Origin of the sequence: Pseudomonas sp. P129 (assembly GCF_020312195.1) — a bacterium.
Classification (GTDB): Bacteria; Pseudomonadota; Gammaproteobacteria; order Pseudomonadales; family Pseudomonadaceae; genus Aquipseudomonas; species Aquipseudomonas fragariae.
In genome coordinates, this window is the sequence record NZ_JAGPYS010000003.1 from 134,406 (window position 1) to 149,594 (window position 15,189).

At 60.5% G+C, this 15,189-nt stretch carries 16 protein-coding genes and 1 riboswitch; of the genes, 9 read left to right on the plus strand and 7 right to left on the minus strand.

Annotation, left to right across the window (positions count from 1 at the left end; translation table 11 throughout):
- Positions 1–93 precede the first annotated feature (93 nt).
- On the plus strand, positions 94–990 hold the full coding sequence (locus tag KBY02_RS10360; protein ID WP_024640144.1) for a homocysteine S-methyltransferase family protein: 897 nt from the start codon (positions 94–96) through the stop codon (positions 988–990).
- A gap of 85 nt (positions 991–1,075) precedes the next feature.
- Here the strand turns inward: KBY02_RS10360 and mqo are convergent, their stop codons facing one another.
- From mqo to KBY02_RS10375, 3 genes are all read right to left on the minus strand, one after another.
- On the minus strand, positions 1,076–2,584 hold the full coding sequence (gene mqo, locus KBY02_RS10365) for a malate dehydrogenase (quinone) (RefSeq protein WP_004406901.1): 1,509 nt from the start codon (positions 2,582–2,584) through the stop codon (positions 1,076–1,078).
- Positions 2,585–2,945: 361 nt separating this feature from the next.
- Positions 2,946–3,122 (minus strand): hypothetical protein, encoded by a 177-nt coding sequence (locus KBY02_RS10370; RefSeq protein WP_154232346.1) that lies wholly within the window; start codon positions 3,120–3,122, stop codon positions 2,946–2,948.
- 182 nt (positions 3,123–3,304) lie between these two features.
- Positions 3,305–3,538: a hypothetical protein gene (locus tag KBY02_RS10375; protein ID WP_004406900.1), complete on the minus strand. Its 234-nt coding sequence runs from the start codon at positions 3,536–3,538 to the stop codon at positions 3,305–3,307.
- 228 nt (positions 3,539–3,766) lie between these two features.
- Here KBY02_RS10375 and KBY02_RS10380 point away from each other — a divergent pair, with 228 nt between their 5' ends.
- Positions 3,767–4,348 (plus strand): YajG family lipoprotein, encoded by a 582-nt coding sequence (locus KBY02_RS10380; RefSeq protein ID WP_004406899.1) that lies wholly within the window; start codon positions 3,767–3,769, stop codon positions 4,346–4,348.
- A 75-nt stretch (positions 4,349–4,423) separates the two neighbouring features.
- Here KBY02_RS10380 and KBY02_RS10385 read toward each other — a convergent pair whose 3' ends face one another.
- Complete coding sequence (locus tag KBY02_RS10385; protein ID WP_003346138.1) at positions 4,424–4,630, minus strand: hypothetical protein; 207 nt, start codon at positions 4,628–4,630, stop codon at positions 4,424–4,426.
- Positions 4,631–4,889: 259 nt separating this feature from the next.
- Complete coding sequence (locus tag KBY02_RS10390; protein WP_003421706.1) at positions 4,890–6,056, minus strand: 1-acyl-sn-glycerol-3-phosphate acyltransferase; 1,167 nt, start codon at positions 6,054–6,056, stop codon at positions 4,890–4,892.
- A 103-nt stretch (positions 6,057–6,159) separates the two neighbouring features.
- On the opposite strand from KBY02_RS10390, the gene KBY02_RS10395 reads away from it, so the two are divergent.
- The 4 genes from KBY02_RS10395 to KBY02_RS10410 all read left to right on the plus strand — a co-directional run bounded on the left by KBY02_RS10395 (position 6,160) and on the right by KBY02_RS10410 (position 8,264).
- On the plus strand, positions 6,160–6,342 hold the full coding sequence (locus KBY02_RS10395) for a CPXCG motif-containing cysteine-rich protein (RefSeq protein ID WP_004406898.1): 183 nt from the start codon (positions 6,160–6,162) through the stop codon (positions 6,340–6,342).
- The gene (locus tag KBY02_RS10400; RefSeq protein ID WP_003318203.1) at positions 6,342–6,602 is read left to right on the plus strand and encodes a putative signal transducing protein; all 261 of its coding nucleotides are present in this window, start codon (positions 6,342–6,344) and stop codon (positions 6,600–6,602) included. The genes KBY02_RS10395 and KBY02_RS10400 overlap by 1 nt, the downstream gene beginning before the upstream one ends.
- 29 nt (positions 6,603–6,631) lie before the next feature.
- Positions 6,632–7,261 carry an SOS response-associated peptidase gene (locus KBY02_RS10405; protein ID WP_011266751.1) on the plus strand — a complete coding sequence of 210 codons (630 nt, stop codon included), beginning with the start codon at positions 6,632–6,634 and terminating at the stop codon, positions 7,259–7,261.
- Between the two features lie 184 nt (positions 7,262–7,445).
- On the plus strand, positions 7,446–8,264 hold the full coding sequence (locus KBY02_RS10410) for a M48 family metallopeptidase (protein WP_004406896.1): 819 nt from the start codon (positions 7,446–7,448) through the stop codon (positions 8,262–8,264).
- A 54-nt stretch (positions 8,265–8,318) separates the two neighbouring features.
- Here KBY02_RS10410 and KBY02_RS10415 read toward each other — a convergent pair whose 3' ends face one another.
- On the minus strand, positions 8,319–8,903 hold the full coding sequence (locus KBY02_RS10415) for a TMEM165/GDT1 family protein (RefSeq protein WP_003408669.1): 585 nt from the start codon (positions 8,901–8,903) through the stop codon (positions 8,319–8,321).
- A 13-nt stretch (positions 8,904–8,916) separates the two neighbouring features.
- A riboswitch (yybP-ykoY riboswitch) is annotated at positions 8,917–9,110 on the minus strand.
- 39 nt (positions 9,111–9,149) lie between these two features.
- Entirely contained in the window at positions 9,150–10,148 is a 999-nt protein-coding gene (locus tag KBY02_RS10420; protein ID WP_225650308.1) for a class I SAM-dependent methyltransferase, read from the minus strand.
- A 301-nt stretch (positions 10,149–10,449) separates the two neighbouring features.
- On the opposite strand from KBY02_RS10420, the gene KBY02_RS10425 reads away from it, so the two are divergent.
- From KBY02_RS10425 to KBY02_RS10435, 3 genes are all read left to right on the plus strand, one after another.
- Positions 10,450–11,082, plus strand: coding sequence for a LysE family translocator (locus KBY02_RS10425; RefSeq protein ID WP_024660939.1), 633 nt, complete (start codon positions 10,450–10,452; stop codon positions 11,080–11,082).
- Between the two features lie 169 nt (positions 11,083–11,251).
- The gene (locus KBY02_RS10430; protein ID WP_225650311.1) at positions 11,252–12,934 is read left to right on the plus strand and encodes a fatty acid--CoA ligase; all 1,683 of its coding nucleotides are present in this window, start codon (positions 11,252–11,254) and stop codon (positions 12,932–12,934) included.
- 309 nt (positions 12,935–13,243) lie between these two features.
- Complete coding sequence (locus tag KBY02_RS10435; protein WP_103378298.1) at positions 13,244–15,181, plus strand: DUF1302 domain-containing protein; 1,938 nt, start codon at positions 13,244–13,246, stop codon at positions 15,179–15,181.
- The last annotated feature ends 8 nt before the right edge of the window (positions 15,182–15,189 follow it).

The window sequence follows — 15,189 nt, forward strand, 5'->3', positions numbered from 1 at the left end:
GTGTTTGTAGTTTGATGAAAGGGCCGTATTAAATACGTTATACAAGACTGACTCATAATGAGTTTTTTTCATATACATATAAGCAGATCACATATGACGCAAGGCACAACTGTAATTCTCGATGGCGGCATGGGCCGTGAACTGCAGCGTCGCGGAGCCCCGTTCCGCCAGCCTGAATGGTCGGCTCTGGCATTGAGTGAAGCACCCGAAGCGGTGAGTGCGGTACACGCCGCTTATATCGAAAGTGGTGCTCAGGTCATCACCAGTAACAGCTACGCCGTCGTGCCGTTTCATATTGGCGAAGAGCGTTTTGCCCGCGAAGGTCAGGCATTGGCAGCGCTGGCCGGGCAACTGGCGCGCGAGTCGGCCGATGCTTCTGGCGGACGCGCCCGGGTAGCGGGCTCCATTCCGCCGCTGTTCGGTTCCTATCGCCCTGATCTCTATCAGCCGCAACTGGCTGCCGACGTTCTGAAACCACTGGTTGCCGGGCTGTCGCCGTATGTCGACCTGTGGCTGGCCGAAACCCAGAGCTGCATTCTCGAAGCGCAGACCATCCGCGCCGGGCTGCCCAATGACGGCAAACCGTTCTGGCTGTCCTTCACCCTGCAGGATGAAGACACTGACGAGGTTCCGCGGCTGCGCTCAGGCGAGCCGGTCGCCGACGCCGCCAGGGCCGCCGCCGCAATGGGTGTTGCCACGCTGCTGTTCAACTGCAGCCAGCCAGAGGTGATCGGTGGCGCAATCGATGCGGCGCGTGAGGTGTTCACGTCGCTGAACGTCGACATTGCCATCGGCGCCTATGCCAACGCCTTCCCGCCGCAACCCAAGGACGCTACGGCCAACGACGGTCTGGATGAGCTGCGTGAAGACCTTGACCCGCAGGGCTATCAGCAGTGGGCGGCAGACTGGGTCAAGCGCGGCGCCACGCACATTGGCGGCTGCTGTGGGATTGGCCCCGAGCACATTGCCGTACTGTCCAGAAGCCTCTGACCGTCACCTGCAATAAACGCAATAAAAAGCCCCGTGGCTGGTAAAGGCTCACGGGGCTTTTTGTTACAGCACAGCAGCGACCGGATCAGGCGAAGCTGTGTTCCTGGCTGCTTTTCTCGACCAGTTCCAGCGCCTCGTCGTTCTGCGCGCTGATACGCTCGTAGAGCGGCGCATCGGTTTCGAGGATCTTCTCCCGGGCCGGGAAAATCTCTTCGAGCTTGGTCGCCCATTCCGTGCGGGTTTTCTCCGGGAAGCAGCGCTCGAGCAGCTCCAGCATGATCGACACAGTCACCGAAGCGCCTGGCGAAGCGCCGAGCAGTGCGGCCAGCGAGCCATCCTGTGCAGACACCAGCTCGGTGCCGAATTGCAGGACGCCGCCTTTTTTCGCATCTTTCTTGATGATCTGCACGCGCTGACCGGCGATTTCGAGACGCCAGTCTTCGGCTTTCGCTTCCGGGTAGAAGCGGCGCAGCGATTCCAGGCGTTGCTCCATCGACTGCATCACTTCGCTGACCAGGTACTTGGTCAGGTCCATGTTGTCGCGCGCCACCGCCAGCATCGGTTTGATGTTGGCCACGCGTACCGAGAGCGGCAGGTCGAGGTACGAGCCGTGTTTCAGGAACTTGGTGGTGAAACCGGCATAAGGTCCGAACAGCAGGGATTTCTTGCCATCGACCACGCGGGTGTCCAGGTGCGGCACGGACATGGGCGGCGAGCCCACGGCGGCCTGGCTGTAGACCTTGGCCTGGTGGTGCTTGACCACTTCCGGGTTGTCGCAACGCAGCCACTGGCCGCTGACCGGGAAGCCGCCAAAGCCCTTGCTTTCTTCGATGCCCGACAACTGCAGCAGTGGCAGTGCTGCGCCACCGGCACCGAGGAACACGAATTTGGCATCTATCTCGCGCGTGCCACCGCCATTCACGTCCTTGACGCTGACGGTCCAGCCGGCGCCGTTGCGGGTCAGGTTGGTCACACGGCTGCGGTACTTGATCTGCGTGCCTGGAGCGCTGGTCAGATGGCCAAGCAGTTGATTGGTCAGCGCGCCAAAATTGACGTCGGTGCCGTTCATCATGCGCGTTGCGGCAATTTTTTCGTCCGCAGGCCGGCCAGGCATCATCAATGGCATCCACTCGGCCAGTTTTGCCTTGTCCTCGGTGTATTCCATCGAGGAGAAGGCGTGATGCTTGCTCATGGCTGCAAAACGGGTCTTGAGGAACGAGACGCCTTTTTCGCCCTGTACGAAGCTCAGGTGCGGAACCGGGTTGATGAATGAGCGGGCTGAACCGAAGGTGCCCTTGCGTGCCAGGTAGGCCCAGAACTGTTTCGAGACTTCGAACTGGGTGTTGATGTGCACCGCTTTCTTGATGTCGATGGAGCCATCAGCCGCAGGCGGCGTGTAGTTCAGCTCGCACAGACCGGCGTGGCCGGTGCCGGCGTTGTTCCACGGGTTGGAACTCTCCGCAGCACCGGAATCCATCAGCTCAACGACTTCCAGCGTGATGCCGGGGTCGAGCTCTTTTAGCAATACCGCCAGAGTGGCACTCATGATGCCCGCTCCGACCAGTACTACATCGACTGCTTCGTTATGCGCCATTAACGCGTCTCCAAAATCTGCAGCACCAAATTGACGGCATACGATCCTGAGGCTGGTTGCCAGGTGTTCGCGGGCTGGATCAACTCTCACCCTCGCTTGCCTGGCCAGGATCGCCTGACCGATTCTTCGCAATTTTTCGCATCCAAAGCGCAGGTCCCGGTCAGGCCCGGTCATGGTTCATCAATGCTTCATGAACGCATTTCCAGGCCGGCGAGGCCATTCGACCATCGTCAGGGAGCCCCTTGTGCAACGGGCTCCTGTCGATGGCGTCAGGCTCCGGTCATGGAGGCGCGGCTGCGGTCAGTCCTGTTCAAGAGAGCCGGTTCAGACGCTGATGGTGCATTTACAAACGCGTACCTATTCATTTGCTCGCCACACTCTTGTGAAGTAGTGAAACCCGTTTTTCACGTCCTTTTGGGAACGCGAACCAAACCTCGAAATGGCTGCGATGACAGCGCTGGCAGGTCAGGCGCATAAAGAGTGAGGCGCTGGCCGGCGAGAAAGGTTCGATACGATTCGAGCATTCTTCACCTTTCATCGAGCACACTCGTGCGCAAATGACCTGTGTGGGCGGCTCTCTGTGGGCATTACGAAGGCGCTAATACGGCGATTAGCAGTGCTGCGAGGCCCGATCAGGAGACGTCCTTATAATCGGGGGGAGATTATAGCGATGAAATGGCAGGAATTGATCGCTTTAAATGACTTTTATTCGCTCCCCGGTCAGGCGGTGAGCAACTGGCCGCGCGGTGAGCGTTCGCTACGCTGCGTCACGCGGGCGCTGGCGGGCAGGGGCTGATTCAGCCAGCTGAGCCGTTGCTCGGTCACTTCGACCCATTCCACGCCGGTCGGACGTTGCGCGCAGTGTTTGAACGCACGGCAGACGCCTGCCTGATCGATACGCGCGTAGTGGCGATGCTGTGGGCGTGCAGTGAACAGAGACCGGAACAGATTCATGGCGCAGCTCCTGTGACTTTAATGAGCGTCTGGGCGATGGAGGCGAGTCTGCCGCGTGGATGTGACGCCCTGATTACACCGTGCTGGATGAATCTTGCCCTGCGTTGCTGCGTGAACCCCGATGCGTGTCGAATGTCCGAGGCTTAACGGTCAGTGGCCTCTGGTTAGCGGCTGTTACAGGCCGCTATACTGCGGCACATTCAGTGTCTGGCCCATGGAGAAATGAGCATGCTGCGTCGCATTTTGTTCGGTTTGCTTGCTGTAAGCAGTTTGACCCTGGTGGGCTGTGCCCACAGTCCGCAACAACTCAGCCCCACGCCCAAGCTCAACGCGCAGCTGGCGGCCGTAGGGCGTGGTCAGCCTGTGGTGGTGCGTGTCGTCGATGGCCGTCCTGGGCCGACGCTGGGTACGCGCGGTGGCATGTACCCGGAAACCAGCGCAATCAGCGTCAACGGTGCCGATATCGTTCCCAAGCTTCAAGCTCAGGCTGAAGCGGCCGTGCGCCTGCTGGGCTTTACGCCAACCCAGAGCGGCAACGCTCCACAGCTGACCGTGACCCTGGCAGACTTGAAGTACCAGTCGCCGAAGGAAGGTCTGTACGTGACTGAAGCCACCATCAGCTCGACGTTCCGCGCTGACGTGCGCAATAACGGTCGCACCTACAGTGGTCGTTACGCCGCATCGCTGGACCAGCGTTTCGGTATGGCGCCGAACCAGGAAACCAACACCAAGCTGGTCAGCGACGTGTTGAGTGACGCGCTGACTCGCGTCTTCCAGGACCCGACCATCGGTTCGACCCTGTCGCAGTAAGCCTCTAACCATCGCGATAAAAAAAGCCCGGCCCTTGTTGAAGGGGCCGGGCTTTTTGCTGTTCAGGGTTTGCTATCAGGCTGCCTGCTGGTAGAAGTCCAGGAAACTCAACCCCGTATCCTGATCCAGATCCGGCAAATCATGATGAACATGCCCGCCCAGTGCGCAGTAGACCAGCCAGTGGCGGTCCTGAACATTGAAGGCCAGGCCATCGATCAACTCCTGCTGTTCATCGCTTGGGGCAATGAGATAAAGGCGATCCTGATTTTTTGCATGCAGCATGACAAGCTCCAAAGAGAGGGAAGTCCGTTTCTCGAGGAGCCACACAATGCAGGCGAAGTATGACGCTGGGGTGACAGCGGCAGAGAATTGTCATGCAGGATGTTTCTGGGGCCGTATGACCACGCGGAGCCTGAGCAGGATGCGTGCTCTCCCGTACACCTATCGTTCCTCACGCTGACCCGCCCACGACCGGACGCAAAGCGCCCGCAACGGCGTACCCACGCGGAGCATGGGTACGGTAGGCATTCTGGCGCAGGTCTTAAAGCGCCAGCCCTGCCTTGACGCGGTACTGGTTGCGCACCGGTGTCGCGTATTGCTGAATCATGTAAGGGCGGTGCTCGATCGGCGTGCCTGCCAGACGACTTTCCCACTCCTCCCTGGCACGTTCGAGTTCATCGGCCGGGAACAGGGCTTCAGCCTTCGGCACTTCAAGCGCCGGATCGGCATCGCTCCACTGCGCGTACGCCAGGTAATGCACCGGGAACAGCCGATAGCCGCCGAGAATCTGCCGGTCCATCTCGATGGCCAGTTGCTTGGTGTCCTCGAAGTGCTCGGTGATCGGCGGTGCAAAGTTCACATGCACACGGCCTTTATAGCCGGTGATCCCCAGGGCAATGCTCACGTCGTCTTCGCCCGGCGTCTTGGTGTAGGCGCCGGTTGTCGCACGAATGTACAGCTCGCGGGCCTTGGCGCTGTCGCACGGATCATACTCATAGCTGATCGACACCGGGATCAGGTTCAGCGAACGAATCACGTCGCCAAACGGCTCATCCTTGCGGCTCATGTGGAACATCTTGAGGATCGCTGACTCGGTACGGTCGTCACCGTCCTTGGCGCGGCCCTCGGCCTGAGCGATCCAGATCGACTGGCAGTCCTGGGTAATCGAGTGATTGATGTACGCCGACAGCAATTGATAAGCCGCCATCTTCTCGCGTCGCCCGGTGATCGAGCGATGCACGATGAAGCTCTTGTTCAGGCGCATCAGGTCGCTGACGAATGGCTTTTGCAGCAGGTTGTCGCCGATTGCGATGCGCGGAGTGGGCAGGCCTGCGTGGTACACGGCATAGTTGACGAACGCCGGGTCCATGACGATATCGCGATGGTTGGCCAGAAACAGGTAGGCGCAACCGGACTTCAGCTGTTCGACGCCAGTGTAGGTGACCCCGTCGGTGGCGCGTTCGATGGTGTGGTCGACATAATATTCAACCTTGTCCTGCAGCGTGGCGACCGAGTCGATACCGGCAAATTCGCGGCGCAGCTTGCGTGCCAGGGTTGGCTGCAGCAGCCAGCCGAATGCGCCCGCCAGGCGGGGAAAGCGGAACCGGGTCAGAATGGCGAGAAAGGCTTTGTCGCTCAGCAGACGTGCCAATACGGCGGGGACTTCTGCATCGTTGTAAGGTCGGATGGCATCAAATTCGCCCATCATGCTCTCTTGTTTGAATCGAATAGGGTAAAAAGAAGACGGATTTGTTAAAACTGCCTTCTGAAGAATGGGTCAATTATACGCATAACTGATCCCGGAGACCGTGATGCAGGAATTACAGAGTTACGACTGCCCTTATTGCGGCGAACCTGTCGAAGCCGTACTGGATATTTCCGGCGGCGATCAACAGTACATTGAAGACTGTCCGGTCTGTTGCCGCCCGATCGTTTTCGACCTGCAGACCGACGGCGAAGACTGGAATCTGGATGTTCGCAGCGAGAACGAGTGATGCAGAAGATCTACGAGCCCGAGAACCTGATGGAGGCCGAGTTGCTGCTGGCAATGCTTGCCAGCGAAGGCATCAACGCGCATCTGGCCGGTCGTGATCTGCTTGGGGCGATGGGCGAGCTGCCGGGGCTGGGCCTCCTGGCCCTCAAGGTCGAAGATGCGCAGGTCGCTCGCGCACGAGCGTTGATCACTGCGTACAATAGCGCCTCGCCCCTGTCTGGCGATGAGCCGGACGACTTCCCCGATGTACTGGTGTGCTGAGCACCTTCAAACGAGTCTGATTAGCCCCCATGTGTGGACGCTACGCCCTGTTTCGCTGGACCCCTGCCTTTGCCGCCTTGCCCGGTTTTCCTGCCGATCAGCAGGCGCAATGGAATATTTCGCCAGCCGACTGGGTGTTGATCATGCGTGCCGCCGACAACGCGGAGGGCATCGAGCTGGTGCGCGCGCGCTGGGGCCTGACGCCGGCCTGGCTCACTGACCTGTCGAAAACGCCTGCCCATGCCCGCGCTGAAACGGTGGCCGAGCAGCCGATGTTTCGCGATGCCTTCACCCATCGCCGCTGTCTGCTCCCCGCCAACGGCTTTTACGAATGGCGCGGCACGATGCGCAAACGCCCGTTCTGGCTGACGCCGGGGGAGGGCGCCGCGCTGTTTTTCGCCGCGATCTGGGAAGCCTATCCGGTGCAGGGGCATACGTACCTGAGCGTCGCAGTGGTTACCCAGGCCGCGGCAACCCAGCGTCGGCCATTGATTCTGGACGCCAAGGGCCAGAAAGACTGGCTGGCCGCCGACACGCCGCTGCCGACCCTGCAAGCGTTGCTGGCTGCCCCGCAGACGGCGCTGCGCGAGCGGCCACTGGCCAATCTGGTCAATGATCCCAAGCTCAATGCCCCTGAGTGCCTTACGCCTCTGAGCTAGTCGGGGCAGGCAAAAAACGCCGAATCGGACAAATCCGATATCCGCACTGAAGTACATCTGATACAAACTGGACACACCTGCGGGAACCATCAGCCCCTGTGCAAAGACCAAGATGCCAGCTGGCCGGTATCTGGCGCAGAGGTCTGCCCCGGGAATGACCGTTTCATACACTAGGAGATACACCATGCGTCCTTCATTTGCCTTCTGTGCCTTGAGCGCTGCGTTGCTGCTCGGCGGGTGTCAGGCAGTCAATACCACGAGTGGCGACTCGGTCGGTGTGGAGCGCAAACAGTACATGTTCAGCATGCTCTCGACGGATGAAGTCAACAAAATGTACGCCCAGTCCTACCAGCAGACCGTTGGCGAGGCGACCAGCAAAGGGGTACTGGACACCACCAGCGCAAATGCCAGGCGGGTCCATGCAATCGCCGATCGACTGATTGCCCAGGCGCCCAAATTGCGACCTGATTCGGCGCAGTGGCAGTGGGAAGTCAACCTGATCAAGAGTGACGAGCTGAACGCCAACTGTGGTCCTGGCGGCAAGATCATTGTCTACAGTGGCCTGATCGATACCCTCAAACTGACCGACGATGAAATCGCTGCAGTCATGGGCCACGAGATCGCCCATGCGTTGCGCGAGCACGGGCGTGAAGCGATGTCCAAGGCGTACGGTGTTTCGATGGCCAAGCAGGGCGCAGGCGCCTTGCTGGGATTGGGTCAGGACAGCCTGGCGTTGGCAGATACCGTGGTCAACTACAGCCTGACGCTGCCCAACAGCCGCAGTAACGAGAACGAAGCTGATCTGCTCGGTCTGGAACTGGCCGCACGCGCCGGTTACAACCCTAATGCAGCGATCACCCTGTGGCAGAAAATGACCCAGAACTCCGGCGGTTCGCAGCCTGAGTTCATGAGCACTCACCCGGCCTCGGAAAGTCGCATCGCCTCGTTGCAGGCTGCGATACCGAAAGTCATGCCGCTGTACCAGAAAGCCGCTAAATCCTGAGTGGATGAGTCGCCCGTAGCGTTGCGAGTGTTTTCGCAACGCTACGGGCCGGCATTACACCCAGCCGCTGACCTGCATTGCCTTGTAAACCGCCACCAGCGCCAGCACGAAGAACGCGCAGGCAGCCAGTCGGCGGATCAGGGTCAGCGGCAGCTTCTCGGCGGCGAAATTGCCCGCCAGCACCACCGGCACGTTGGCCAGCAGCATGCCCACCGTGGTGCCCAGAATGACCAGCCACAGATAGGAATACTGCGCCGCCAGCATCACCGTGGCGATCTGCGTCTTGTCACCGATTTCAGCGATGAAGAACGTGATCAGCGTGGTCATGAACGGGCCGAACTTGCGTGCCGTGCTGGCTTCGTCGTCGTCCATCTTGTCCGGAACCAGTGTCCACAGCGCCGTGGCGGTAAAGCTGGCGGCGAGGATCCAGTGCAGCACTGCGTCTGACAGATAACTGCTGAACCACGCACCCACTGCGCCGGCGGCTGCATGGTTGGCGAGGGTTGCGGCAACGATGCCGGCAATGATCGGCCATGGCTTGCGAAAGCGCGCGGCGAGAACGAGCGCGAGCAACTGCGTCTTGTCACCGATTTCGGCGAGCGCGACCACTGCGGTAGGGACTAAGAATGATTCCAGCATCAGGCTTCCTGAGGGGCGGGTCGACACGGCTATGACACGTACGACCTCCCCGCCCCGGGTAAGGTGTTCGTGTCATAGGTCTTGTCAAACCACCGATCCGTCTGAGCGGATTCCGGGTCGCACGTACCATGGCCTGAGGACCAAGTATGTTGATACGTGCCGGACGAGCATGGCGCTCGTGGGAGACTACTCCCCTAGGACGGAGCGGATTCTGCCTCCGCGAAAACGTTTCGGCAAGTGCTTATTTCAGGGGCGTTTGGCGCTGTAGATTTTGAAACCGTTGCCCTGAGCCCTGACTTCGCACTGCCCGACCTGCTCCTCGATCAGCGTCTGATAACGCAGGAAGTTATTCGCGACCAGGCGCAGTTCGCCACCTGATTTAAGATGTTGGCGTGCTTTTCTCAGCAGGTTTTCCGTTGCCATGTAATCGGTATGAACCCCGACGTGGAACGGCGGATTGCTCAGAATCGTGTTCAAGCCCATCGGCGCTGCGTCGATGCCGTCACCGGTCAGCACCTGGGCTTGCAGGCCATTGGCGGCAAGGGTCAGGCGCGAACTGGCGGTGGCGAAGGCATCGACATCGAGCATGATGACTTCGTTATGCGGGTAACGACGCTTGATCGCCGCGCCCAGCACGCCGGCGCCGCAACCGAAATCGAGCAGGTTGCCGCTGGGCAGCTTGTCAATGTTTTCCAGCAACAAGGCTGAACCACGGTCGAGCCGGCCATGGCTGAACACACCGGGCAGGCTGACGACGGTGAGCGGGCCGTCCTGCAATTCGATCTGGTAGGGCCTGGCGAGGCTGTCCAGGCTGACGGCTTGCGGTGCGTGCTCGACGGTGACCTGCCACAGTTGGCAGTGGCGGGCGCTGTCCAGCTTGCGCGCGCGGCCGAACGGGCTCAGTTGCTTGGCAGCCGCTTCGATGCCACCACGTTTCTCGCCGACCAGAAACAGCTCGCGTCCGGCCAGTCGCGAGGCCAGTGCATTGAGCAGGTAGTCGGTCAGATCACGTGCCTTGGGCAGGAACAGCACGGCGGCTTCGAAGCCAGTCTGTGGCGCCTCGACGCCGAAATCCACGCGCCCTTCAAAACGCGCATCCAGGGCCGCCTGATCACCGGCGTGCCAGCACCAACCACGTGCATCCGGCAGTTTTCCGAGCAGGTCATCGGCGGGCAGCCCGACCAACAACAGCGAGCCCTGAAACAGCTCGGCCTGACGGAGTAACACTTCACTGCGCGGGTCCATGGAATGGCTCCTGAAAAAGCGCGCAGTCTAACAGGATATGGGCCGGGAGGACGCGGAGCGTCCGGAACAGCATGCGACGCGGAGCGTCGCACGATAGTTGCGATGATCGTTCCGCACGCTCCAGCGTGGGAATGCAGTTCACGACGCTCTGCGTCGTCACGAGGACGCGGAGCGTCCGGAAAGGCATGCGACGCACGATAGTTAGAGCACGCCCTGCGTCGCATCAATGCCGGCATCTGTTGCGAAGACATCAGACAGCGTAATCTGCCGGGTCAGACGTCAACCCTCCAGGAGGTCCCACATGTACTGGGCAGAATTTCTTACCGTTGCGCTGATTCACTTGCTGGCGGTTGCCAGCCCCGGTCCGGATTTCGCGGTGGTGGTGCGTGAAAGCGTCACTCATGGGCGCAAGGCAGGGACCTGGGCGGCGTTGGGCGTCGGCTCGGCGATCTTTCTGCATGTGGGCTATTCGCTGCTGGGGATCGGGATTATCGTCTCCCAGTCCATCGTGCTGTTCAACGCGCTGAAATGGGCAGCCGCGGCCTATCTGCTGTACATCGGCATCAAGGCGTTGCGCGCCAAGCCGGCCGCTGCAACGGGGGATACCGCCATCAAGGCCCCTCCCGGCGAGCGCACGGCACGCGGTGCCTACATCAGCGGTTTCGTCACCAATGGCCTGAATCCCAAGGCGACGCTGTTCTTCCTCTCGCTGTTCACCGTGGTGATCAATCCGCACACGCCACTGCTGGTGCAGGGCGGTTACGGCGTGTACCTCGCAGTGGCGACGGCGGCGTGGTTCTGTCTGGTGGCGCGACTGTTCAGCCAGGCCCGGGTGCGCGCAGGATTCGCGCGCATGGGGCACTGGTTCGACCGGGCCATGGGCGGCGTGCTGATCGCGCTGGGCATCAAGCTGGCGCTGACCGAAGTGCGCTGAAACCTGAGTTCAGTACGCCGCTTACCGAGCACATGCAGCAGTCCGGACGCCCCTTGCAGACAGCGCGGGGCGTCTCGAAAAATCATCCCTTTTACTGATTTCACTGGCAGCCCGAGGCCCTAGAGTGCATATTTTCAGCACGCTTATGGACTTTGAAAAAGGGCTTCATATGTTACAGACTCGCGTTCTTCCGCCCGCCGATGGCGCGTATCAGTGCCCTCTGTTGATCAAGCGCCTGCTGTTGTCGGGCGGTCGTTATGAAAAGACGCGCGAAATCATCTACCGTGATTCGGTCCGCTACACCTACGCGACCCTCAACGAACGCATCTGTCGCCTGGCCAACGTACTGACAGCGGCGGGCGTGAAGGCTGGCGATACCGTGGCGGTTATGGACTGGGACAGCCACCGCTACCTGGAATGCATGTTCGCCATCCCGATGATTGGCGCGGTCATCCACACCGTCAATGTGCGACTTTCTCCCGAGCAGATCGCCTACACCATCAACCACGCCGACGACCGTCTGGTGCTGGTGAATAGCGAGTTCACGGGACTCTATCAGGCGATGTCCGGACACCTGAGCACGGTCGAGAAGACCCTGTTGCTGACGGATTTGCCAGACAAGACTGCCGAGCTGCCCAACCTCGTGGGCGAGTACGAGACCCTGCTGGCGGCGGCCAGCCCCGAATACGTGTTCGAGGATTTCGACGAAAACTCGGTCGCCACCACGTTTTACACCACCGGCACCACTGGCAACCCCAAAGGGGTGTATTTCACCCACCGCCAACTGGTGCTGCACACCATGGGCGTGGCGACCATCATGGGCTGTATCGACAGCACCCGGCTGCTGGGCACCGATGACGTCTACATGCCCATCACACCGATGTTTCACGTGCACGCCTGGGGCATTCCCTATGCGGCAACCATGCTCGGTCTGAAACAGGTGTACCCCGGCCGCTACGATCCCGAGTTGCTGGTGGAGCTCTGGCGCAGGGAGAACGTCACCTTTTCCCATTGCGTGCCGACCATTCTGCAAATGCTGCTCAACGCCAACTCTGCCCAGGGCGTCGATTTCGGTGGCTGGAAGATCATCATTGGCGGCAGTTCCCTGACCCGCAGCCTGTATCAGGCCGCCAAATCCCGCGGCATCCAGCTCACTGCCGCCTACGGCATGTCTGAAACCGGACCACTCATATCCGTAGCGCACATCAACGAAGAGTTGAAAGCCGGCAGTGAAGACGAGCGCATCACCTACCGGATCAAGGCCGGCGTGCCGGGAATGCTGGTGGAAGCCGCCATCATCGATCAGCAGGGCAACTTCCTCCCGGCCGACGGCGAAACCCAGGGAGAGCTGGTGCTGCGTGCGCCCTGGCTGACCGGAAGCTACTTTCGCGAGCCCGAAAAAGGCGCCGAGCTGTGGGCGGGCGGCTGGCTGCACACCGGCGATGTGGCGACGCTGGACGGCATGGGCTTCATCGACATTCGCGACCGCATCAAGGACGTGATCAAGACCGGTGGCGAATGGGTTTCGTCGCTGGAACTCGAAGATTTGTGCAGCCGCCATCCGGCAGTGCGCGAAGTGGCAGTGGTCGGCATCGCCGATCCGCAATGGGGAGAACGGCCGTTTGCCTTGCTGGTGATCCGCGATGGCCACCAGCTCGATGCCAAGGGTTTGAAGGAGCACCTCAAGCCGTTTGTCGAGCAAGGTCACATCAATAAGTGGGCCATTCCCAGCCAGATCGCGCTTGTTACCGAAATTCCCAAGACCAGCGTCGGCAAACTGGACAAGAAACGCATGCGCCTGGACATCGTGGAGTGGCAAAGCAGCAACAGTGCCTTTCTCTCGACCCTCTGACACCTCGGGCGTGCCGTATCCGTTGGCGACGGCACGTGTCTGCGCTGCAGGTCCTGCTCTGTGACTTGCCAAATTTGCAAATTACGCCATCCTCCCCGCCACATGTTTTTTGGCGGCTTCCCGGAAACGGTCGGTCCAGAGGCGTTGGTCGTGCAAATCACACTTTAGAGGGATCTAGCGTCAGAGCGTGCTGGCTATAGTCAGCACCGGGAATGGCAAGAACGGACCTGGCGCGTGTGTTGATTCGATGACTGATTCGTTTCTGGATTTCCCCACCGCCATAACAATAAAACACAAGGAGTAGCGTCGATGACAAGCACATCCCCCTTCTGGCGTCGGGCCAGGCTGCCTCTGGCCGTCAGCCTTGCCTCGTCGCTCGCCGGCCCGGCCTTTGCCGTGACCTTCAATGTCGGCGAGATCGAAGGCAGTTTCGACTCGTCGCTGTCAGTGGGGGCGAGCTGGTCGACGGCCAATCCCAACAAGAACCTTATCGGCGCCAACAACGGCGGGCGTGGTCTGTCGCAGACGTCCGATGACGGTCACTTGAACTTCAAGCGTGGGGAGACGTTTTCGAAGATCTTCAAGGGCATTCATGATCTGGAACTGAAGTACGGCGATACCGGTGTGTTCCTGCGCGGCAAATACTGGTACGACTTCGAACTCAAGGATGAAAACCGCGAGTTCAAGGACATCAGCGACTCGGGCCGCAAGGAGGGCGCCAAGTCGTCCGGGTTCCAGCTGCTCGACGCCTTCGTCTATCACAACTATTCGATTGCCGATCAGCCGGGCGCGGTGCGCTTCGGCAAGCAGGTCATCAGTTGGGGGGAAAGTACCTTCATTCAGGGCGGCATCAACAGCGTCAACCCGGTCGATGTTTCGGCCTTCCGGCGACCCGGTTCGGAAATCAAGGAAGGCCTGATTCCGGTCAACATGTTCTACCTGTCCCAGAGCCTGACCGACAACCTGTCTGCCGAAGGTTTCTACCAGTTGGAATGGGACCAGACGGTCGTCGACAACTGCGGCACTTTCTTCTCGCAACCCGATGTGATTGCCGATGGCTGCAACAACAACCTCGCGGTATTGCGCAGCCGCAGCGGCCTGAACAGCTCGCTGACGGCGGCCGGTCTGCCAGCTGGCGCGCGCGGTGCGGTGTTCAATTCGCTGTCGCAACAGGGCGTGGTGTTCGGCAACCCGGATGAGGGCGCGGTGGTGCGCCGAGGCCCTGACCGCGATGCGCGCGACAGCGGCCAGTTCGGTTTCGCCTTGCGTTACAACTTCGAACCGCTGGACACCGAGTTCGGCGCGTACATGATGAATTACCACAGCCGTGCACCGATTTTCAGCGGGCGCGGCGGCTCGGCTGCTTCGTTCAGCCCGCAAGGGCTGGTCGGTTCGCTGGTGCGCAACGGTATTCCTGCCAGCACTGCCGCCGCGCTGGCCCCCGGCCTGCTGCCGGTGGTGGTGGCGGGCAACTCCAGTTACTACGTCGAATACCCCGAAGACATTCGTCTGTACGGCCTGAGCTTCTCGACCACGCTGCCCACCGGCACGGCGTGGAGCGGCGAGATCAGCTACCGCCCCAACGCGCCGATTCAGGTCAATACCACCGACATCCTCTATTCGGGCATTTCGCCGCTCAATCCCAACGTGTCGCTGCTCAGCGGGCAGCCGAATACGGATCAAGCCGGTTATCGCCGCAAAGAAATCACCCAGATGCAGACCACATTTACCCAGTTCTTCGATCAGGTCATGGGCGCCGAGCGTCTGACGGTGGTCGGTGAAGTGGGCTGGACGCACGTGGGCGGGCTCGAAAGCACCTCCAAAATCCGTTACGGCCGCGATCCGGTGTACGGCCCCGGGCCGCTGCCTGGCGGTCAGTGCGCAACGTTGAACGCCGGCACGCTGACCGGTGCCGAGCAGAACAACCTGACCCGCTATTGCGAAGACGACGGCTTTACCACGGCCAACTCCTGGGGCTACCGCGCCCGCGCCATCTGGGATTACAACAGCGTGTTCGCCGGGGTCAACCTCAAGCCGAGCGTGGCCTGGTCGCATGACGTCAAAGGCTATTCACCCGGCCCAGGCGGCAACTTCGAAGAGGGGCGCAAGGCGGTCAGCCTGGGGCTCGATGCCGAGTACCAGAACACTTACACCGCGAACCTTTCCTACACCAACTTCTTTGATGGCAAGTACACCACGGTCGATGACCGGGACTTCGTGGCGCTGAGCTTCGGCATGAACTTCTAAGAACATGG

Bases quoted from the DNA above. Each gene is read 5' to 3' on its own strand.
- KBY02_RS10400 (WP_003318203.1), top strand. From the start codon at position 6,342: ATGCAGAAGATCTACGAGCCCGAGAACCTGATGGAGGCCGAGTTGCTG.
- KBY02_RS10420 (WP_225650308.1), bottom strand. From the start codon at position 10,148: ATGGACCCGCGCAGTGAAGTGTTACTCCGTCAGGCCGAGCTGTTTCAG.
- KBY02_RS10390 (WP_003421706.1), bottom strand. From the start codon at position 6,056: ATGATGGGCGAATTTGATGCCATCCGACCTTACAACGATGCAGAAGTC.
- KBY02_RS10435 (WP_103378298.1), top strand. From the start codon at position 13,244: ATGACAAGCACATCCCCCTTCTGGCGTCGGGCCAGGCTGCCTCTGGCC.
- KBY02_RS10405 (WP_011266751.1), top strand. From the start codon at position 6,632: ATGTGTGGACGCTACGCCCTGTTTCGCTGGACCCCTGCCTTTGCCGCC.
- KBY02_RS10385 (WP_003346138.1), bottom strand. From the start codon at position 4,630: ATGCTGCATGCAAAAAATCAGGATCGCCTTTATCTCATTGCCCCAAGC.
- mqo (WP_004406901.1), bottom strand. From the start codon at position 2,584: ATGGCGCATAACGAAGCAGTCGATGTAGTACTGGTCGGAGCGGGCATC.
- KBY02_RS10395 (WP_004406898.1), top strand. From the start codon at position 6,160: ATGCAGGAATTACAGAGTTACGACTGCCCTTATTGCGGCGAACCTGTC.
- KBY02_RS10425 (WP_024660939.1), top strand. From the start codon at position 10,450: ATGTACTGGGCAGAATTTCTTACCGTTGCGCTGATTCACTTGCTGGCG.
- KBY02_RS10430 (WP_225650311.1), top strand. From the start codon at position 11,252: ATGTTACAGACTCGCGTTCTTCCGCCCGCCGATGGCGCGTATCAGTGC.
- KBY02_RS10415 (WP_003408669.1), bottom strand. From the start codon at position 8,903: ATGCTGGAATCATTCTTAGTCCCTACCGCAGTGGTCGCGCTCGCCGAA.
- KBY02_RS10360 (WP_024640144.1), top strand. From the start codon at position 94: ATGACGCAAGGCACAACTGTAATTCTCGATGGCGGCATGGGCCGTGAA.
- KBY02_RS10370 (WP_154232346.1), bottom strand. From the start codon at position 3,122: ATGAAAGGTGAAGAATGCTCGAATCGTATCGAACCTTTCTCGCCGGCC.
- KBY02_RS10380 (WP_004406899.1), top strand. From the start codon at position 3,767: ATGCTGCGTCGCATTTTGTTCGGTTTGCTTGCTGTAAGCAGTTTGACC.
- KBY02_RS10410 (WP_004406896.1), top strand. From the start codon at position 7,446: ATGCGTCCTTCATTTGCCTTCTGTGCCTTGAGCGCTGCGTTGCTGCTC.
- KBY02_RS10375 (WP_004406900.1), bottom strand. From the start codon at position 3,538: ATGAATCTGTTCCGGTCTCTGTTCACTGCACGCCCACAGCATCGCCAC.